17 protein-coding genes are annotated in these 17,266 nt (G+C 63.7%); 8 read left to right on the forward strand and 9 right to left on the reverse strand.

What is annotated here, in order from left to right; translation table 11 throughout:
- The first annotated feature begins 20 nt into the window (after positions 1–20).
- Together GWL_RS17360 and GWL_RS17365 are read left to right on the forward strand one after the other, a co-directional pair.
- Positions 21–872, forward strand: coding sequence for a ComF family protein (locus tag GWL_RS17360; protein ID WP_008332631.1), 852 nt, complete (start codon positions 21–23; stop codon positions 870–872).
- Positions 873–906: 34 nt separating this feature from the next.
- Positions 907–1,389 carry a tRNA (cytidine(34)-2'-O)-methyltransferase gene (locus GWL_RS17365; RefSeq protein ID WP_008332632.1) on the forward strand — a complete coding sequence of 161 codons (483 nt, stop codon included), beginning with the start codon at positions 907–909 and terminating at the stop codon, positions 1,387–1,389.
- Between the two features lie 59 nt (positions 1,390–1,448).
- Here GWL_RS17365 and GWL_RS17370 read toward each other — a convergent pair whose 3' ends face one another.
- The 4 genes from GWL_RS17370 to GWL_RS17385 all read right to left on the reverse strand — a co-directional run bounded on the left by GWL_RS17370 (position 1,449) and on the right by GWL_RS17385 (position 5,384).
- Positions 1,449–2,243, reverse strand: coding sequence for an ABC transporter ATP-binding protein (locus GWL_RS17370; RefSeq protein WP_008332633.1), 795 nt, complete (start codon positions 2,241–2,243; stop codon positions 1,449–1,451).
- A 1-nt stretch (position 2,244) separates the two neighbouring features.
- Complete coding sequence (locus GWL_RS17375) at positions 2,245–3,138, reverse strand: ABC transporter permease (protein ID WP_008332634.1); 894 nt, start codon at positions 3,136–3,138, stop codon at positions 2,245–2,247.
- A 134-nt stretch (positions 3,139–3,272) separates the two neighbouring features.
- Entirely contained in the window at positions 3,273–4,244 is a 972-nt protein-coding gene (locus GWL_RS17380) for an ABC transporter substrate-binding protein (protein ID WP_008332635.1), read from the reverse strand.
- Between the two features lie 159 nt (positions 4,245–4,403).
- Positions 4,404–5,384 carry an ABC transporter substrate-binding protein gene (locus GWL_RS17385; RefSeq protein ID WP_008332641.1) on the reverse strand — a complete coding sequence of 327 codons (981 nt, stop codon included), beginning with the start codon at positions 5,382–5,384 and terminating at the stop codon, positions 4,404–4,406.
- Positions 5,385–5,594: 210 nt separating this feature from the next.
- Between GWL_RS17385 and GWL_RS17390 the strand changes: the two genes are divergently transcribed.
- Positions 5,595–5,981: a hypothetical protein gene (locus GWL_RS17390; RefSeq protein WP_008332643.1), complete on the forward strand. Its 387-nt coding sequence runs from the start codon at positions 5,595–5,597 to the stop codon at positions 5,979–5,981.
- Positions 5,982–6,069: 88 nt separating this feature from the next.
- Positions 6,070–6,597 (forward strand): copper chaperone PCu(A)C, encoded by a 528-nt coding sequence (locus GWL_RS17395; protein WP_008332645.1) that lies wholly within the window; start codon positions 6,070–6,072, stop codon positions 6,595–6,597.
- Between the two features lie 97 nt (positions 6,598–6,694).
- Here the strand turns inward: GWL_RS17395 and rfaE2 are convergent, their stop codons facing one another.
- The 4 genes from rfaE2 to GWL_RS17415 all read right to left on the reverse strand — a co-directional run bounded on the left by rfaE2 (position 6,695) and on the right by GWL_RS17415 (position 10,446).
- A complete protein-coding gene (gene rfaE2, locus GWL_RS17400; RefSeq protein WP_034351429.1) occupies positions 6,695–7,177 on the reverse strand; it encodes a D-glycero-beta-D-manno-heptose 1-phosphate adenylyltransferase in 483 nt (160 codons plus the stop codon).
- 88 nt (positions 7,178–7,265) lie between these two features.
- The gene (locus GWL_RS17405; protein WP_034351342.1) at positions 7,266–8,120 is read right to left on the reverse strand and encodes a ferritin; all 855 of its coding nucleotides are present in this window, start codon (positions 8,118–8,120) and stop codon (positions 7,266–7,268) included.
- Positions 8,121–8,257: 137 nt separating this feature from the next.
- On the reverse strand, positions 8,258–9,121 hold the full coding sequence (locus tag GWL_RS17410; protein ID WP_008332651.1) for a PhaM family polyhydroxyalkanoate granule multifunctional regulatory protein: 864 nt from the start codon (positions 9,119–9,121) through the stop codon (positions 8,258–8,260).
- A gap of 29 nt (positions 9,122–9,150) precedes the next feature.
- Positions 9,151–10,446 carry a branched-chain amino acid ABC transporter substrate-binding protein gene (locus GWL_RS17415; RefSeq protein ID WP_008332654.1) on the reverse strand — a complete coding sequence of 432 codons (1,296 nt, stop codon included), beginning with the start codon at positions 10,444–10,446 and terminating at the stop codon, positions 9,151–9,153.
- 110 nt (positions 10,447–10,556) lie between these two features.
- Here GWL_RS17415 and GWL_RS17420 point away from each other — a divergent pair, with 110 nt between their 5' ends.
- From GWL_RS17420 to GWL_RS17435, 4 genes are all read left to right on the forward strand, one after another.
- Positions 10,557–11,699, forward strand: coding sequence for a DUF3108 domain-containing protein (locus GWL_RS17420; RefSeq protein ID WP_008332656.1), 1,143 nt, complete (start codon positions 10,557–10,559; stop codon positions 11,697–11,699).
- 158 nt (positions 11,700–11,857) lie between these two features.
- Positions 11,858–12,628, forward strand: coding sequence for a DUF3108 domain-containing protein (locus GWL_RS17425; RefSeq protein ID WP_008332658.1), 771 nt, complete (start codon positions 11,858–11,860; stop codon positions 12,626–12,628).
- A 102-nt stretch (positions 12,629–12,730) separates the two neighbouring features.
- Positions 12,731–13,471 (forward strand): 7-cyano-7-deazaguanine synthase QueC, encoded by a 741-nt coding sequence (gene queC, locus GWL_RS17430; RefSeq protein WP_008332659.1) that lies wholly within the window; start codon positions 12,731–12,733, stop codon positions 13,469–13,471.
- 38 nt (positions 13,472–13,509) lie between these two features.
- Positions 13,510–14,697 (forward strand): serine hydrolase, encoded by a 1,188-nt coding sequence (locus GWL_RS17435; protein WP_008332662.1) that lies wholly within the window; start codon positions 13,510–13,512, stop codon positions 14,695–14,697.
- Between the two features lie 155 nt (positions 14,698–14,852).
- Here GWL_RS17435 and GWL_RS17440 read toward each other — a convergent pair whose 3' ends face one another.
- Positions 14,853–17,168 (reverse strand): penicillin-binding protein 1A, encoded by a 2,316-nt coding sequence (locus GWL_RS17440; protein WP_081486099.1) that lies wholly within the window; start codon positions 17,166–17,168, stop codon positions 14,853–14,855.
- Between the last annotated feature and the right edge of the window lie 98 nt (positions 17,169–17,266).

A 17,266-nucleotide genomic window follows, 5' to 3' on the forward strand; every position in this document is an offset into this window, starting at 1 on the left:
TTTCCCCGGGCGCCACTCACATGGATCTCAAATCTTCCAAAGCCGCTGCTGCATCGCCCCAGGCCAAGCCTGGCACCGCCTATCGCGCCGTGGCCGGCAAGCCGGCACGGCCGGGCAAGCCCGCCGGTCCCGGCTGGCTGCAGCGTTTGCTGGCACAGGTGCCGCAGTTGTTGCCGTCCTCCTGCGCGCTGTGTGGTGCCGCCGGGCGCGAGACCCTGTGCGCGCCCTGCCACAAGCGCTTCTACACCCGCCAGCACCGCCGCTGCATCCAGTGCGCGCTGCCCATGCCGGTGACCGGCAAGGAGTTGCGTTGCGGCGCCTGTCTCAAGGATCGCCCGGCTTTCGATGCCACCATCGTGGCCACCGATTATTTCGCCCCGTCCGACCAGCTGGCGCTGGCCCTGAAGTTCGGCGGCGACCTGCGGCTGGCCCCGCTGCTGGCGCGCCTGATCTTCGATGCCACCCGTCGCAATCCGGTACCCGGCAGTGATGTGCAACTGCCCATGCCGACCCTGCTGGCCCCGGTGCCGCTGGGCCTGGCGCGGCTGCAGGAGCGCGGCTTCAACCAGGCACTGGAGATCGCCCGTCCGCTGGGCAAGCTCATGGACATCCCGGTACATCCACGCCTGCTGGAGCGCAAGAAGGAAACCGAAGCGCAATCGGCCCTGCCGGTGGGCGCCCGGGTGCGCAACGTGCGCTCGGCCTTCGCCCTGCCCTTCGCCGCCATGGACCAGGTGCGCGGACTGCATGTGGGCATCGTCGACGATGTCATGACCACCGGGGCCACCTTGAATGAAGTAGCGATCGTGCTCAAGCGGCACGGCGCCCGGCGCGTGACCAACCTGGTCTTTGCGCGCACCCTGCCGGTCTGAAGCCGGCCATCCATTTTTCAGCAGGAGAAGTTTTTTGTTCCACGTCGTCCTGGTCGAGCCGGAGATCCCTCCCAATACCGGCAACATCATCCGCCTGTGCGCCAATACCGGTGCGCAACTGCATCTGGTGGAGCCACTCGGCTTCCCGCTCGATGACGCCAAGATGCGGCGTGCCGGGCTGGATTATCACGAGTACGCCAACATGCAGGTGCACAAGGATTGGGACAGCTTCCTGGCCCATCGCCGCGCGGATCCGCAATTTGACGAGGCACGCATGTTCGCCATGACCACGCATGGCTCCACGCCCTTTGCGGGCCTGGCTTTCCGTCCGGGCGACAGCTTCGTGTTCGGCTCCGAAACCCGCGGCCTGGCGCCGGAGCGCCGCGAATCCTTCCCCACCGCACAGCGCATCCGCCTGCCGATGCGGCCGGGCAATCGCAGCATCAATCTCTCCAATACGGTGGCGGTGGTGGTGTATGAAGCGTGGCGGCAGAATGGCTATGACGGCGGCAGCTGAAGACCGGTCACCGGCATGAAAAAACGGCTCCCGAGGGAGCCGTTTTCGTTGGCAGGCGGTCAGCCCAGCAGCAGTGCGTCGTCCGCGAGTTTCTCGCCACGCGTCTGCTCGAACATCTTCAGCAGATCCGGCACATCCAGACCGGCGCGTTCCGGCCCGGACACATCCAGCACCACGCGCCCCTGGTGCAGCATCACGGTGCGGTCACCGTAGTCCAGCGCCTGGCGCATGCTGTGGGTCACCATCATGGTGGTCAGCTTGCTTTCGGACACGATCTTGGCTGTCAGTTCCAGCACGAAGGCCGCCGTCTTGGGGTCCAGTGCCGCCGTATGCTCATCCAGCAGCAGGATGCGCGACGGTTGCAGCGAGGCCATCAACAGGCTCACCGCCTGACGCTGCCCCCCCGAGAGCAGGCCGATGCGGTCGGTGAGGCGGTTTTCCAGCCCCAGGTTCAGGATCGCCAGCTTCTCGCGGAACAACTCGCGCATCTTGCCGCGAATGGCGAAGTTGAAGCCGCGACGACGCCCACGCGCCATCGCCAGGGCCATGTTCTCCTCGATGGTCAGGGCCTCGCAGGTACCGGCCATCGGGTCCTGGAACACGCGCGCCACCAGGCCGGCGCGATCCCACGCCTGCTTGCGGGAGACGTCGGTGCCGTCGATTTCGATCTTGCCGGTATCGACCAGCAGGTCACCGGAGATGGCATTGAGGAAGGTGGACTTGCCGGCGCCGTTGGAACCGATCACGGCCACGAACTGGCCAGTCGGGATTTCCAGCGAGAGGCCGCGCAGGGCCGGGTTCTCGATGGGGGTGCCGGGATTGAAGGTGATCTTGAGATCGGTGGCTTTCAACATCTCAGGCTCTCTTTCTCAGCAGTTTCAATTTGCGCTTGCCCATGGGCAGCACCAGCGCCAGCATCACCAGCACGGCGGTGACCAGGTTCAGGTCCTGCGCCTGCAGGCCGATGAAATCGCTGTTGAGTGCCAGCGCAATGAAGAAGCGATACAGGATCGCCCCCAGGATCACTGCCAGCGTGGTCCACACCAGGCGACGCGCCGGCAGGATGTTCTCGCCGATGATGACGGCGGCCAGGCCGATGACGATGGTGCCGATGCCCATGGAGATATCGGATCCGCCCTGAGTCTGCGCAAAGAGCGCCCCGGCCAGCGCCACCAGCGAGTTGGCCAGGGCCATGCCGGCCAGCGTGGCGCGGCCGGTCGCGATGCCCTGGGCGCGTGCCATGCGGGCATTGGCGCCGGTGGCGCGCATGGCCAGGCCGATCTCGGAAGAGAAGAACCAGTCCAGCAGCAGCTTGGCGGCAGTCACCACCACCAGCAGGATCAGCGGACGTCCCACGTAGTCGGGGATCCAGTCCGGTTGCAGGATGGTGAAGATGGTCGGTTCGGAAATGAGCGGCACGTTGGGCTTTCCCATGACGCGCAGGTTGATCGAGTACAGCGCGATCATCATCAGGATACTGGCCAGCAGGTCCATGATCTTCAGGCGCACATTGAGCCAGGCGGTGATGAAACCAGCCAGCGCCCCGGCCAGCAGGGCCACGAAGGTGGCGAGGAAGGGATTGTAGCCCGCTGCGATCATGGTGGCGGCAACCGCGCCGCCCAGCGGGAAGCTGCCATCGACGGTAAGGTCAGGGAACACCAGGATGCGGAAGGAAATCAGCACGCCGAGGGCCACCAGACTGAAGATCAGACCGATCTCCAGCGCGCCCAGGAGGGTATACAGCGACATAAAAGGACTTTCTTAAAAAAACACATTCGGCACGGCGCGGTACGCCCTGCCGAATGTCTTCTGCATGGCGCCGGCGCAGCACGGGTGGTGCGGCGCCGGCGGTGCATGGCCGGCGGATCAGGCTGCGGTCATGCTTAGTTGAGCACCTTGGTGGCCGACTTCAGGAACTCCGGCGACAGGGTCACGCCCTGCTTCTGGGCAGCGGAAGTGTTGACGTACAGCTCCAGGTTCTTGACCGGCGACGAGGCAATATCACCGGCCTTCTCCCCCTTGAGGATACGGGCCACGACCTTGCCGGTCTGGCGGCCCATGTCGTAGAAGTTCACGCCCAGGGCTGCGATCGCACCGCGCTTGACGCTGCCGGTGTCCGACGCGATCAGCGGGATCTTGGCATCGTTGCAGACCTTGGCCAGCGATTCGAAGACCGAGACCACGTTGTTGTCGGTGGTGGTGTACATCACGTCGATCTTGCCGATGAGGCTCTTGGCGGCCGGGGCGACGTCCACCGAACGCGGGGCGGCGGCTTCCACCAGGGTCAGACCGGCCTTCTGCAGCTCGCCCTTGAGGTTGTTCAAGGCCGACACGGAATTGGCTTCGCCCGGATTGTAGACCACGCCCACGCGCTTGGCCGCGGGTACCACGCGCTTGATGATCTCGACCTGCTTGACCGGGTCCAGCATGTGCGACAGGCCGGTCACGTTGGTGCCGGAGGGCTTCCAGTCCTTGACCAGCTGGGCGGCCATCGGGTCGGCGATGGCCGAGTAGACGATGGGGATGGTCTTGGTGGCGGCCACCATCGGCTGTGCCGAGGGGGTGCCGATGGCCACGATCACGTCCGGATTGTCGCCCACGAACTTCCTGGCGATCTGGCCGGCGGTGCCGGCATTGGCCTGGGCGCTCTGGAACTCCCACTTCAGGTTCTTGCCGGGCTCGAAGCCTTCGGCGATCAGTTCGTCCTTGGTGCCGTCACGCACGGCGTCCAGCGCCGGGTGTTCGACGAAGGACGTGACGGCCACCACCTTCTCGGCCGCCAGCGCCGAAGCGCAGATGGCGCTCAGCGCCAGGGCGCCGGCGATGGCGCGCAGTGACTTGGAAACTGCAAACATGGTCCTCTCCTCTTTCATGGTAATCAGGCCTCGACGTTCCTCTCGTGCGGGCCCGTTATGCGCTTATGGGGTAAATCGGTGTGCTGTGTCGTACTGATCCTGCCCCAGCCCGATACAGCAGATCCCGCATGGCAGCGGGATCTTCAGGCCGGGTCCTGCTTATTGCTTGATGACGGTCTTGGCCGAACTCACCAGTTCGGGCGACAGAGTCACGCCCTGCTTCTGCGCGGCGGCGGTGTTGACGAACAGTTCCAGCTTGCTGCTGGTGGCCGAGGGGATGTCGCCGGGCTTGTCGCCCTTGAGGATGCGGCCGACCACCTTGCCGGTCTGGCGGCCCAGATCGTAGTAGTTCACGCCCAGGGCGGCGATGGCGCCACGCTTGACGCTGTCGGTGTCGGACGCCACCAGCGGGATCTTGGCGTCGTTGCCGACCTTGACCAGCGCTTCATAGGCCGAGACCACGTTGTTGTCGGTATTGGTGTAGATCACGTCGACCTTGCCGATCAGGCTCTTGGCAGCCGAACCGACGTCCACCGAACGGGGGGCGGCGGCTTCCACCAGGGTCATGTTGGACTTGGCCAGCAGTTCCTTCAGGGCCTTGACCACCACGGCGGAGTTGGCTTCACCCGGGTTGTAGACCATGCCCACGCGCTTGGCCTTGGGCACCACGCGCTTGATCAGGTCCACCTGCTTGTCCAGTTCCAGCAGGTCGGACACGCCGGTGACATTGGTGCCCGAAGCCTTCCAGTCCTTCACCAGCTGGGCCGCGACCGGATCGGTCACGCCGGAATAGACCACCGGGATGCTCTTGGTGGCGGCCACCACGGCCTGGGCCGAGGGCGTGGCGATGGCGACGATGACGTCAGGCTTGTCGCCGATGAACTTGCGGGCGATCTGGGCGGCGGTGCCGGTATTGCCCTGGGCGCTCTGGTATTCCCATTTCAGGTTCTTGCCGGCGTCGAAGCCTTCTTCCTTCAGCTCGTCCTTCACGCCGTCACGCACGGCGTCCAGGGCCGGATGCTCGACGATGGCGGTCACCGCGACAAACTTGTCGGCAGTCATGGCCGGGGCTGCGCACACGGCAGCCAGGGACAGGGCTGCGACCATCGCGCGCAGTGTCAGCTTGTGGTTGTAGGACATGCAGTCTCCCTTGGAAAAATATGAATGATTAGCCAAAAACCCGAAAAGACGACAAGTCTAGCCTAGCGCCTGTGAACAATCAATTTGCATGAGGACGCGCTGCCAGCCCCGATGGCAGGCCGCTCGGATGACTCGCATTGTGCGGTCGGCATGATCGGTATGCGTTGCACTGCACGGCACAAGGCCGCCCCGTTGCTATAATCAGGCCCCATGTCTTCCCGCCTGCGTCCCTCCCCCAAGCGACTTGCGCCGCGCCGCCCCTGGCTGCGTCGGCAGGGCTGGGTCAGTCTGGCGCTGGTTCTGGCGATGGTGGCCGCGCCATGGTGGCAACAGGCGCTCGCCCGCACGCTGCGGGACGTCCCTGCCATGGCCATCTGCAGCGTGGGCGGTGGTGCTTCCGGCAATGCACCGACCCATCTGGCGGCCGGCCACTGTCCGCTGTGTTGCGGCAGCCAGGCGGCCTGGCCGGCACCGGACTGCTCATTGGATACGACGGTCATGCCCGGCGTCAGCTATCCACTGGCCCGCACCGCTGCGCGCGTGCGTTCGGCCAGCCTGGCACCAGGTTCAGCCCAGGCGCGCGCACCGCCGGTCTGAAGCCGCCGTCCCTGGCGCCTTTGCGCCACCCCTGGCGGGCCGCGCGCCCGCATTCCAGACATGAACGAGACAATCAGGACTTATCGATATGAAGCATTTCTTCCAAAACCTGGCCGCCCTGGCCATCGCTTCCACCCTGCTGGCTGCCGCCCCGCTGTCCCAGGCCCATGAATACAAGCTGGGCCAGCTGGAAATCGGCCATCCTTACGCCCGCGCGACGGTGCCCGGCCAGCCGGCTGCTGGCGCCTACCTGAGCATCGAGAACAAGGGCAGCACGCCGGATCGCCTGGTGAGCGTGTCCTCCCCGGTGGCCAAGTCGGGTGAAATCCACACCATGGCCATGGAAGGCAACGTCATGAAGATGCGCGAGCTCGATGGCGGGCTGGAAGTCAAACCCGGCCAGAAGATCGCCATGCAGCCGGGCAATGGCTACCACATCATGTTGATGGGCCTGTCCAAGCCGCTGCAGGCGGGCCAGAAGGTACCGGTCACGCTGACCTTCGAAAAAGCCGGCAAGGTCGAGGTGACCTTCAATGTCGAAGACGGCAAGGCTGCCGCGGGCGGCATGAAAGACATGAAGGACATGAAGGACATGAAGGACCACATGCACCACTGAGCAGCAAACAGGCCGGCGGACAAGGCCGGTTCCTGAAACGGCAAGGCCGGCAGCGCGCCATGCGCCTGCCGGCCTTGTCGTTTGCAGCGTGCCGCGCTCAGCCGGCCAGCTTGCGCACCTTGGCCAGCAGCTTGCTGGTGGAGCGGTCATGCTCGAAGGCAATGGCCAGCACCTGGCCGCCATAGGCCGCTACGGTCTGGCCCTCGGGGATGGCGTGCATGTCGTAGTCGCCGCCCTTGACGTAGATCTCGGGATGCGCCTGCTGCACGGCTTCCAGCGCCGTGTCTTCATCGAAGGGGACGACCAGCGACACCGACTCCAGCGCCGCCAGCACCGCCATGCGGTCCTCACAGGTATTGATGGGACGGTCATCGCCCTTGCCCAGGCGCTTGACGGAAGCGTCAGTATTGACGGCCACCACCAGCGAGGCGCCCTGGGCACGGGCTTGCGCCAGGTAGGTCACATGGCCGCGATGCAGGATGTCGAACACGCCATTGGTCATCACCACCGGCTTGGGCAATTGGGCCACGCGCTGCTGGAGTTCATCGCGGGTGCAGAGTTTGGATTCGAAGTCGGCCATCTTGAGGAGCATCGTTGCAGGATGAAAAAAGCCGCAACCAAAGGGTTGCGGCTTTGCCATTGTACTGCCTGTGAAGGAATTTTCCCGATCAGGCTGCGACCGCGCCGGCCGGCATGATGCGCTGGGTCACTTCCTTGCGGTAGCGGTTGAGCTCCTGGACGTTGCTGAAGGTACGTTCGAACAGCAGCGACATGTTGTGCAGGATGCGGTCCACGACCTTCTTTTCCCACTCGCCGTCGAACTTGATCTGGTTGTCCAGCCAGCGTTCCAGCCATTCGGGGTCCGGCAGGCGGCTCTGGACGGTGTCGTTGGGGAAGAGGGCCTGATTCACGTGCAGGTTGGTCGGGTGCAGCGGCTTTTCGGTACGACGCGCCGAAGCCATCAACACGCCGATCTTGGCAAACGCCGCACGGGCCTTGTCGCCCACTTCGTTGAGGGCCTTCTTCATGTAGCGCAGGTAGGCGCCGCCGTGGCGGGCTTCATCCTGGCTGATGATCTTGTAGATCTGCTTGATGACCGGCTCGGTGTGCCAGTCGGCGGCGCAGCGATACCAGTGGTTCAGGCGGATCTCGCCGCAGAAGTGCAGCATCAGGGTTTCCAGCGGCGGGGCCGGATCGAATTCGAAGCGCACATTGTGCAGCTCTTCTTCGGTCGGGCACAGGTCCGGGCGGAAGCGGCGCAGGTATTCCATCAGCACCAGCGAGTGCTTCTGTTCCTCGAAGAACCATACCGACATGAATGCCGAGAAATCGCTGTCCCCGCGATTGTCGCGCAGGAACATCTCGGTGGCCGGCAGGGCCGACCATTCCGTGATGGCGTTCATGCGGATGGTCTGCGCCTGTTCGTCGGTGAGCAAGGAAGCGTCGAACTTGTCCCAGGGAATATCCTTATCCATATTCCAACGGACCTGCTCTAGCGATTTGAACAATTCTGGGTACAGCATCTCAGTATGTGCCTATATGCGTTAAGTGTTTGATTTTAACAAGATTTTCCCGATCCATACTAAAACGGTCAGGTTTCAGCAATATGACAGAGGCCCGGCGCGGCGGCGCCCAGGGCCAGGCTCTGCCATGGCGAGGATCAGGGGGAATTTGGCTTGCGGGAGGCTGGCTTCTTGTTTTGCCGGGATTGTACAACAGCGGTGCCAACCGGCGCGCTCGTATTTTCCGCACGCTGGGGCGCTTTCCGGGCCGGTGGCTTGCTGGCTGCCGCCTTGGCCCCCTTGGCTGGCTTGGAAGCACCCACAGGCTTGGCTTTCAGGCCGGTCTTGGGCTTTGGGGCAACTGTCTTATTTTCGCGACGTTTGGGCGTCTTCGCGGGCTTGGGCGGCTTGGCGGGCTTCAACAGCGGCGCCTGCTCGGGCAGTCCGCCGGCCAGGGCATTGCCGACGGCGTGCTTGAATTGCTCCTGCAACACATTCCACCAGGCATTGGGATTGGCGATGGCAGACTGGAAATCCGGCGGCGGGGTATCGGCCGCACCTTCTGTAGCGGGCTCGGGCGGGGATTCGGCGTGCGCTGCAGTCGTTTGCTCTTCAGCAACATCGGGGGCGGATGCTTCTTCCGTTGCTTGCTCCGGTTCGGCAGCGGCGCCCGGCCACATCGGGAAGCCGAAGGGGAAGCCCGGTGCCGGGCTGGCCGCGTCATCGGCAGCGGCCTCGGCCTGCGGCGTACCACGCGAGGCCATGATCTCGCTCATGGCCTGGAGGGTGGAGAGGGTCGCGCTCTGCACCTCCAGGGTCTGGATGGTGGCCTTCAACATGTTCAGGTTCAGCTCCAGCCAGGAGGCCACGGTCTTGAGGTCGCCGATCTTCTTGTTGATGTCCTCCACCGACAGCGAGGGCGTGGCCATGGCGGGGGCGCCCATGCTGCTCCACATCTTCTTCATGAAATCGATGGTATCGGCTACCGAGCCTGCGCCCGGCATCTGGTCCTGATTCAGCATTGATCGCTCCTGTTGTTGTGGTGTCGCTCTCAGCGTGGCGGACGCTGCATCCGGCAACTGCTCGGCAAAGCGGTCTGCTCGGCCGGGATGTAGCGCTCGGTACGGAATCCGAAGCCGCTGCCCTCGTTGTCGAAGCGGATGCCGCCGCTGTCGGCGCGCTGCATCTGCATCAGGTAAAGCGGCTGGATCAGTTGGTGATCCTCGACCCGCATGGTCGCCTCGTGGAAGGCGTTCTGATAATGCGCGCCTTCCAGGGCATATGCAACCGCCTTGGGGTCGGTGCTCCTGGCCTTTTCGATGGCCTTGACCAGCATGTCGATCATCACCTGCATGCGCAGGTAAAGGTAATCATCCTTGGGCTGCGGGTAGCGCTTGCGGAATTGCTGGTAGTAGGCATCGCTGGGTGAACCGGGATTGCCGCCCGCGTTGGGATGCCACTCGGCTACCGCGCGCACCACGCCCACGCCCGCATCACCAATGGCCGCAGGTGCGCCCAGGCTGTTGGCATAGAAGGTGTAGAACTTGGCCTTGAAGCCGGCATCGCGTGCGGCCTTCACCAAGAGCGTCAGATCGTTGCCCCAGTTGCCGGTGATGACGGCATCGGCTCCGGCGCTGCGCATCTTGGCGATGTAGGGCGAGAAATCCTTGATCTTGCCGATGGGATGCAGCTCGTCGCCGACAATGGCGATGTCGGGTCGCTTGGCCGCGAGCTGCTCGCGCGCGGCCTTGGCGACCTGGCGGCCGAAGCTGTAGTCCTGGCCGATCAGGTAGACCTTCTTGGTGGAGGGATCGGCCTTGATGGCTTCAGTCAGGGCCTGCATGCGCATGTCGGCGCTGGCATCAAAACGGAAATGCCAGAAGCTGCATTTCTCATTGGTCAGCGCCGGATCGACGGCGGAGTAATTGAGGAACAGGACACGATGATCCGGCTCGCGCTGGTTGTGCTTGTTGACCGCATCGATGAGCGCGGCCGCCACCGCCGAGCTGTTGCCCTCGATCAGAAAGGGGATACGTTCGTCGGTAAGCTGGCGGAACTGTATCAGCGAGTCTTCCACGCCCAGCTTGTTGTCGAAGGTGGAGAGTTGCAGCAAATGCTTGCCATCGGGCAGGCTCACGCCGCCGCGCGCATTGACGCGCTCGATGGCGTAGTTGATGTTGCGCACCACCGCCTCGCCGGCATTGGCGAAGGGACCGGAGAGCCCGTCGATCATGCCGATGCGCACCGGTGGCAAGGGTGCAGCGAAGGTGGAGGCGGTGACCAGCGCCATCAGGGCGGCGACCGGGAACACACGCAGAAGCAAGCGGGAGGACAGGGACAGGTTCATCGGTGAGCAAAGGACAGCAAAAAAAAAACGCATTGTACGTGGTTTGAAATGCCCCTCTCCGGCCAGTTGCCCCCACGACGCCCTGCAACTGATCCGATACACTGGCGGTCATGAGCGAAGTTTCCCGTCCCGCCCGGCGCTGGCCGCGCCTGCTGATCCTGATCGCATCGAGCCTGGCACTGCATGTCGCGCTGGTGGACTGGGGGCGGCGTCACATCATCGTACCGGGCCAGACGCAGGCACCGACCATGACGGTGGAACTGCGCCCGGTCCCACCGCCCGCGCAGCCGGTGGCACTGCCGGCGGCCAAGCCAACACGGCCGAGCTCGGCCAGACCCGCGAACGCTGTCAGGCGCCCGGCTCCCCGCCGCGTACCGGAACCCGCCATCGACCCGCCCGACGAACCCATCCGCGAGACCGTCGAACGCATCCCCATGCCCGCACCGCAAGACCCGCCAGCGGCCTCCCTCCCCACTTCCGCCAGTGGAGCGGGCCAAACAGGTCGAGGGGAGGGAGAGGGAAGCGCAAGCGCCGACCACGGCAACAACGGCAACGGCGAAGCCCCTGATGCCGCCCCCGGCAAGGTCTACCAGACCAGCGCCCCGCCCAGCGCCCTGCTGGAGTACGACGTCACCGGCACCAAGGACCAGCAGCCGGCTTACGGTCGCGGCAGCATCGCCTGGCACAACGAGGGCGACCACTACAAGGTGGAAGGCAAGGCCAAGGCGCTGTTCTTCACACTGCTCAATTTCACCAGCGTAGGCGCACTCGATGCCTGGGGCGTCTCGCCGGAGCTCTACACCGAACAGAAGGGCTTCAAATCGGCCACCAACACCCATTTCAACCGCGAACGCAACGTGGTCAGCTTTTCCGCGTCCACCACGAGTTATCCGCGCCGTGGCGGCGAGCAGGACCGTGCCAGCCTGATCTGGCAGCTGGCCGCCATCGGCCGGGGTGATGCCGGGCAGATGCAGGCTGGTGCGGTGATCGACCTGTTCGTGGCCGGCGTGCGCGACGGCGAAATCTGGCGCGTGCAGGTATTGGGCCAGGAACGCCTCACCCTGCCTGTGGGCGCGCTACAGACCTGGCACCTGGTGCGCATGCCCAAGCCCGGTTCCTATGATGACCGCGTCGATATCTGGCTGGCGCCGCAGCACGAATGGTATCCGGTGCGGGTGCGCTATACCGACCTGCGGCCCAACGGTGACTATACCCAGCTGGACTTGTCCGGCCTCAAACCCGCGGGTCAGTGAGACCAGATCCTGCATGCCCTGTCAAAATCGGAAACAATTGCGCACAATTACGCGCCCGGACGGCAGAACCGTGCCCCGGCATTCTGGTCGTATTCCTTCATATGGCTCGGCCTTGCCTCATCGCCAAGCCCCACAGAGACCAACACGAAGAGCTCGCCATGAAAAAACTTTCACATCGCCTCCAAACCACCCTCGTTGCACTGCCGCTGGCCGCGCTGCTGGCCAGCGGCCCCGTCCTGGCCGCCGACGGTCCGCATCCGGTGGAAAAACGTCCCTACAACCTGCCGCCCTCGGCCGAGCTGCATTACACCATCAGCGCCAAGCAGAGCGGGCTCGACCTCAAGGGCGAGGGGTTGGTGAAGTGGACGCAGAGCAAGACTGCCTACAGCGTCAACACCGAAACCCGCGCCATGCTGCTGGGCAAGATCCTGGAAACCAGCAGTGAGGGCAGTATCGACGCCTACGGCCTGGCGCCGGCGCGCTTCGTGGAGAAGCGTCTGCGCCGCGAACCGACCACCACCACCTTCAACCGTGAGCAGAACAAGATCACTTTCACCGAGTCTGCGGAAAGCTTCCCGCTGCAAGGCGGCGAGCAGGACCGCACTGGTATCACCTGGCAGTTCGTGGCCATCGCGCGGGCCAATGCCGCCCGGATGAAGCCGGGCTCGGAATGGAATTTCTTCGTGGCTGGTCCGCGCGATGCCGAGCAATGGACCTTCAAGGTGATCGGCCGCGAGAAGATCAAGACCGCCCAGGGCGAGACCGAAGCCCTGCACCTGTTCCGCAATCCTCCGCCGAATGACCAGGCCCAGAAGCTCGACATCTGGCTGGCGCCCAAGATGGAGTGGTATCCGGTACGCCTGAAGTTCACCGATCCCAATGGGGACTATATCGAGCAGGTGCTGGATTCGGTCAGGAAAACCAACTAAGCTAGCCGCTGTTGAACGCGCGGGGCCTGGGCCGGCAGCGATGCCGCCAGGCCCCGCGTTGATTCTTGTCAGTCAATTCCCCCTTACGTGTTGAGCCCGCCCATGTCCGCTGCCCCCGCCATCGCCCCGACCCTGAACACCCAGAGCGCCCTGGTGCTCTTCTCCGGCGGCCAGGATTCCACCACCTGCCTGGCCTGGGCGCTGTCGCGCTATCAGCGGGTGGAAACCATTGGCTTCGACTACGGCCAGCGCCATGCCATTGAACTGGAAGTACGCCCGGCCCTGCTGGAGAAGATGAAAGGTTTCTCGCCTCAATGGCAGACGCGCCTGGGGGAGGATCACATGATCGACCTGTCGCTCATCGGCAAGATCTCTGACACGGCATTGACGCGCGATGTCGAAATCGCCATGCAGGACAATGGCCTGCCCAATACCTTCGTTCCCGGACGCAACCTGCTGTTCATGACCGTGGCCGCCACGCTGGCCTATCGCCGGGGCCTGAACGTACTGGTCGGCGGCATGTGCGAGACCGATTTCTCCGGCTATCCCGATTGCCGCGACGACACCATGAAAGCCCTGCAGGTGGCGCTGAATCTGGGCATGGCCACGCAATTGAAGGTGGAAACACCGCTGATGTGGATCGACAAGGCCCAGACCTGGGCCCTGGCCGAATCGCTGGGCGGTGTGCCGCTGGTGGACCTGATCCGGGCCGATACCCACACCTGCTACCTGGGCGAACGCGGCCAACTGCATGACTGGGGCCATGGCTGCGGCAAGTGCCCGGCGTGCGAACTGCGGGCGCGCGGCTATCAACAGTACGCGGCCAGCCAAAGCCCGGGCTGATCGGGCACAATAGGCTCACCACCCCAGGAACGAGCCCCATGCCCCGCACCCGCACCACCACCCTGCTCGCCCGCGGCGCCGCCGCGCTGCTGCTATTGCTGGCCGGCGCCGAGATCGGTCGGCGCATTGCCGACCTGCCCGGCCTGCCAACCTTGATCGATCTGCAGTTCGACCTGACCCCGCACAGCCAGAGCTACAAGGTGTTCGAGGCCAATCCGATTGCGCGCTCCAGCCATCCGCAAGCGCTACCCACGGCGCTGCGCACGCTCGATCTGGAGCTGCCCTGGAAGGACGGCAAGCGACTGCCGTTGATCGACTTCATCAAGGGCACGGCCACCCAGGCCTTCGTGGTGATCCAGGATGGCATTGTGATTTACGAGCACTACCTCGATGGCTATGATGCCAAATCGCGCTTTGCCTCGTTCTCGGTGGCCAAGTCCTTCGTCTCGGCGCTGACCGGCGTGGCCCTGAAACAGGGCAGGATCAAGTCCCTGAACGAACCGATCGGTCGCTATCTCAAGCCCGACGAGATTGCGCCGGCCTACGCCAACATCACCATCGCTCAGTTGCTGGACATGCGCTCGGGCATCGATGTCGAAGAGAACTACGGTGGCTCGCTCGCTTCGCCGGTGGTGCGCATGTACGTCAGCACCGACCTGCAACGATTCATCGCCCGCCGCGACGGCCTGCGCTTTGCGCCCGGCTCACGCTTCGAATACCGCAGCATCGATACGCTGGTGCTCTCGCGCGTACTGGCGCGCGCTACCGGCATGCGGCTGTCCGACTTCGCCCGGCAGGCGCTGTGGGAACCGCTGGGCATGGAACAGGATGCCAGTTGGAGCGTCGACAGCGCCCGCCATGGCGTGGAGAAGGCCTTTTGCTGTCTCAATACCACGGCGCGCGACTTCGCCCGTCTTGGCTTGCTGTACCTGGATGGCGGACGCATCGGTGAACAACAGATCGTCAGCCCCGCCTGGGCTGCCGCACCGCGCCAGCCGGTCAACAACGGCAATGCCCTGGACTACCGCGATGGATGGTGGATCCCGCCGGGCAACGCCGATGATCGCGACTTCTCGGCCATTGGCGTCTTCGGCCAGTACATCTACGTCAACCCGGCCACGCGCACGGTGATCGTCAAACTCAGCGACTACGGCACCGAGCAGGATGAAGTGCTGACCCTGCTGGCCATGCGCAGCATCAGCCATGCGGTGTCCGGAAAGGATTGATCCTGCTGGCACAATATTGATGCCCATGAAAAAACCGCCTGTCTTGCAACAGGCGGTTTTCATTTGGAGCGACGATCAGCGGAAAAATTTTAAATGATATAAATCGTTTATATTTTTTATCCGAACATCGGAAATCAAAAACCGGAAATCAGACATCAGAACAGCTCGTTCTTCATCTGCGTCTTGGCCTTTTCTTCTTCCGGCGTCATCCCACCGCGATCGCCCATGCCCAGATCACGCACCATGGCGCTGGGCGGGAACTCCGCATAGTAGTACTCGCCGCCCGATTCGATCACGCCATCCGGCACCTTGCGGTCCACATTGGGCACGTCCTTGAGGGCCTTGGACATGTAGCTGATCCATACCGGCAGAGCCAGGCCGCCACCGGTTTCGCGGTCGCCCAGGCTCTTGGGCTGGTCGTAGCCGATCCAGGCAATGGCGGTCAGGCCGGGTTGATAGCCGGCGAACCAGGCATCCATGGAATCGTTGGTGGTACCGGTCTTGCCGGCCAGATCGGTGCGCTTCAACGACAGTGCCTTGACGGCCGTGCCATGACGTACCACGTCGCGCAACATGCTGTCCATGATGAAGGCATTGCGGGCATCGATGACGCGGTTGGATTCATCGTCGGCAGTGGCCGGCTTGGCCTGGGAGAGCACCTCGCCGTTGTTGTCGGTGACCTTGGTGATCAGGTAGGGATTGATCTTGTAGCCGCCGTTGGCAAACACCGAGTACGCGCCCACCATCTGCAAGGGCGTGACGTTGCCCGCCCCCAGCGCCAGGGTCAGGTAGGGCGGATTCTTGTCGGCATCGAAGCCGAAGCGGGTGATGTATTCCTGCGCATACTTCACACCCACCCGCTCGAGGATGCGGATGGAGACCAGGTTGATCGACTTCTGCAAGGCGCGGCGCATGGAGATCGGACCTTCGAACTTGCCACCGTAGTTCTTCGGTTGCCATACCTGGCCGCCGGTCTGGGTGAAGGTCAGCGGCGCATCATTGATGATGGTGGCCGGCGACAAGCCCTTTTCCAGCGAGGAGGAATAGATGAAGGGCTTGAAGGACGAACCCGGCTGGCGCCAGGCCTGCGTGACGTGGTTGAACTTGTTGCGGTTGAAGTCGAAGCCGCCCACCAGCGAACGGATCGCACCATCATGCGAATTCACCGAGACGAAGGCCGATTCCACTTCCGGCATCTGGGTGATGATCCAGTTGCTGCCATCCTGGAACACCCGGATGATGGCGCCACGACGAATCTTCTTCTGCGGCGGTGCCTTGTCCGACAGCAGGTTGGCGCCAAAGCCCAGACCGGCGCCGGAGATGCTGATCTCCTCGCCGGTGGCCAGCATGGCGGTGATTTCCTTGGGCTTGGCTTCCAGCACCACGGCCGAGACCATGTCGTCACTGTCGGGGTGATCGGCAAGTTCCACGGCCACCGCATCTTCCACGACCTCCTTGGTGGCCTTCTCGGGCAGGTCCATGTAGCCTTCCGGACCCCGATAGCCATGACGGCGCTCGTAGTCGATGATGCCACGGCGCAGGGCGATGTAGGCGGCGTCCTGGTCGGCCTTGGTGATGGTGGTGAAGACGTTCAGGCCGCGCGTGTAGGTCTCGTCCTTGTACTGCGCGTAGACCAGCTGGCGCGCCATTTCGGCCACGTATTCGGCGTGCATGCCGAAGGCCGAGCTGTCGCCCTTGACGTGCAACTCCTCATCCTTGGCTTGCTGGTATTGCGCATCGGTGATGTAACCCAGCTGGCGCATGCGCAAGAGGATGTACTGCTGGCGCGCATGTGCACGCTTGGGATTGACCACCGGATTGTAGGCCGAGGGCGCCTTGGGCAGGCCGGCCAGCATGGCCGCCTCGGCGATGGTGAGATCCTTGAGCTGCTTGCCGAAATAGATCTGGGCGGCCGAGGCGAAGCCGTAGGCGCGCTGGCCCAGATAGATCTGGTTCATGTAGACCTCGAGGATCTGGTCCTTGGTGAGGTTGTTCTCGATCTTCCAGGCCAGCGGGATCTCGTAGAAGAACTTGCGCACCGCCTTCTGCAGGAAGGTCGGCTCGTTGCTGGTCAGGAAGAAGTTGCGTGCCACCTGCTGGGTAATGGTGGAAGCACCGCCACCGCCGCCGGAGAGGTTGGAGAAGGTGGCGCGCACAATGCCCTGGTAGTCGACGCCGCCGTGTTCATAGAAACGGTCATCCTCGATGGCCAGCACGGCCTTCTTCATGATGTCCGGGATGTCCTTGAAGTGGACCAGGTTGCGCCGCTCCTCGCCGAATTCGCCGATCAGCACGCCATCGGCGGAGAAGATGCGCAGCGGGATCTTGGGACGATAGTCGGTCAGCGTATCGAGGTCGGGCAGCTTGGGATAGGTCAGGGCGACGACGAAGGTCGCGCCCAGGATCACCATCACCACCAGACCCAGCACGGTACCGAACAAACCCAGGATGATGCGCAGCGACCAGTGCAGGCGCTTGCGGGGCGCCTTTTCTGCGGGGGCATCCGCCGATGCCGGTTTGCGTTGATCGCCGCCGTTGGAAGAGGAAGACATTCGAATTAAGCGTTAAA

The organism is Herbaspirillum sp. GW103 (assembly GCF_000261365.1).
Classification (GTDB): Bacteria; Pseudomonadota; Gammaproteobacteria; order Burkholderiales; family Burkholderiaceae_D; genus Herbaspirillum.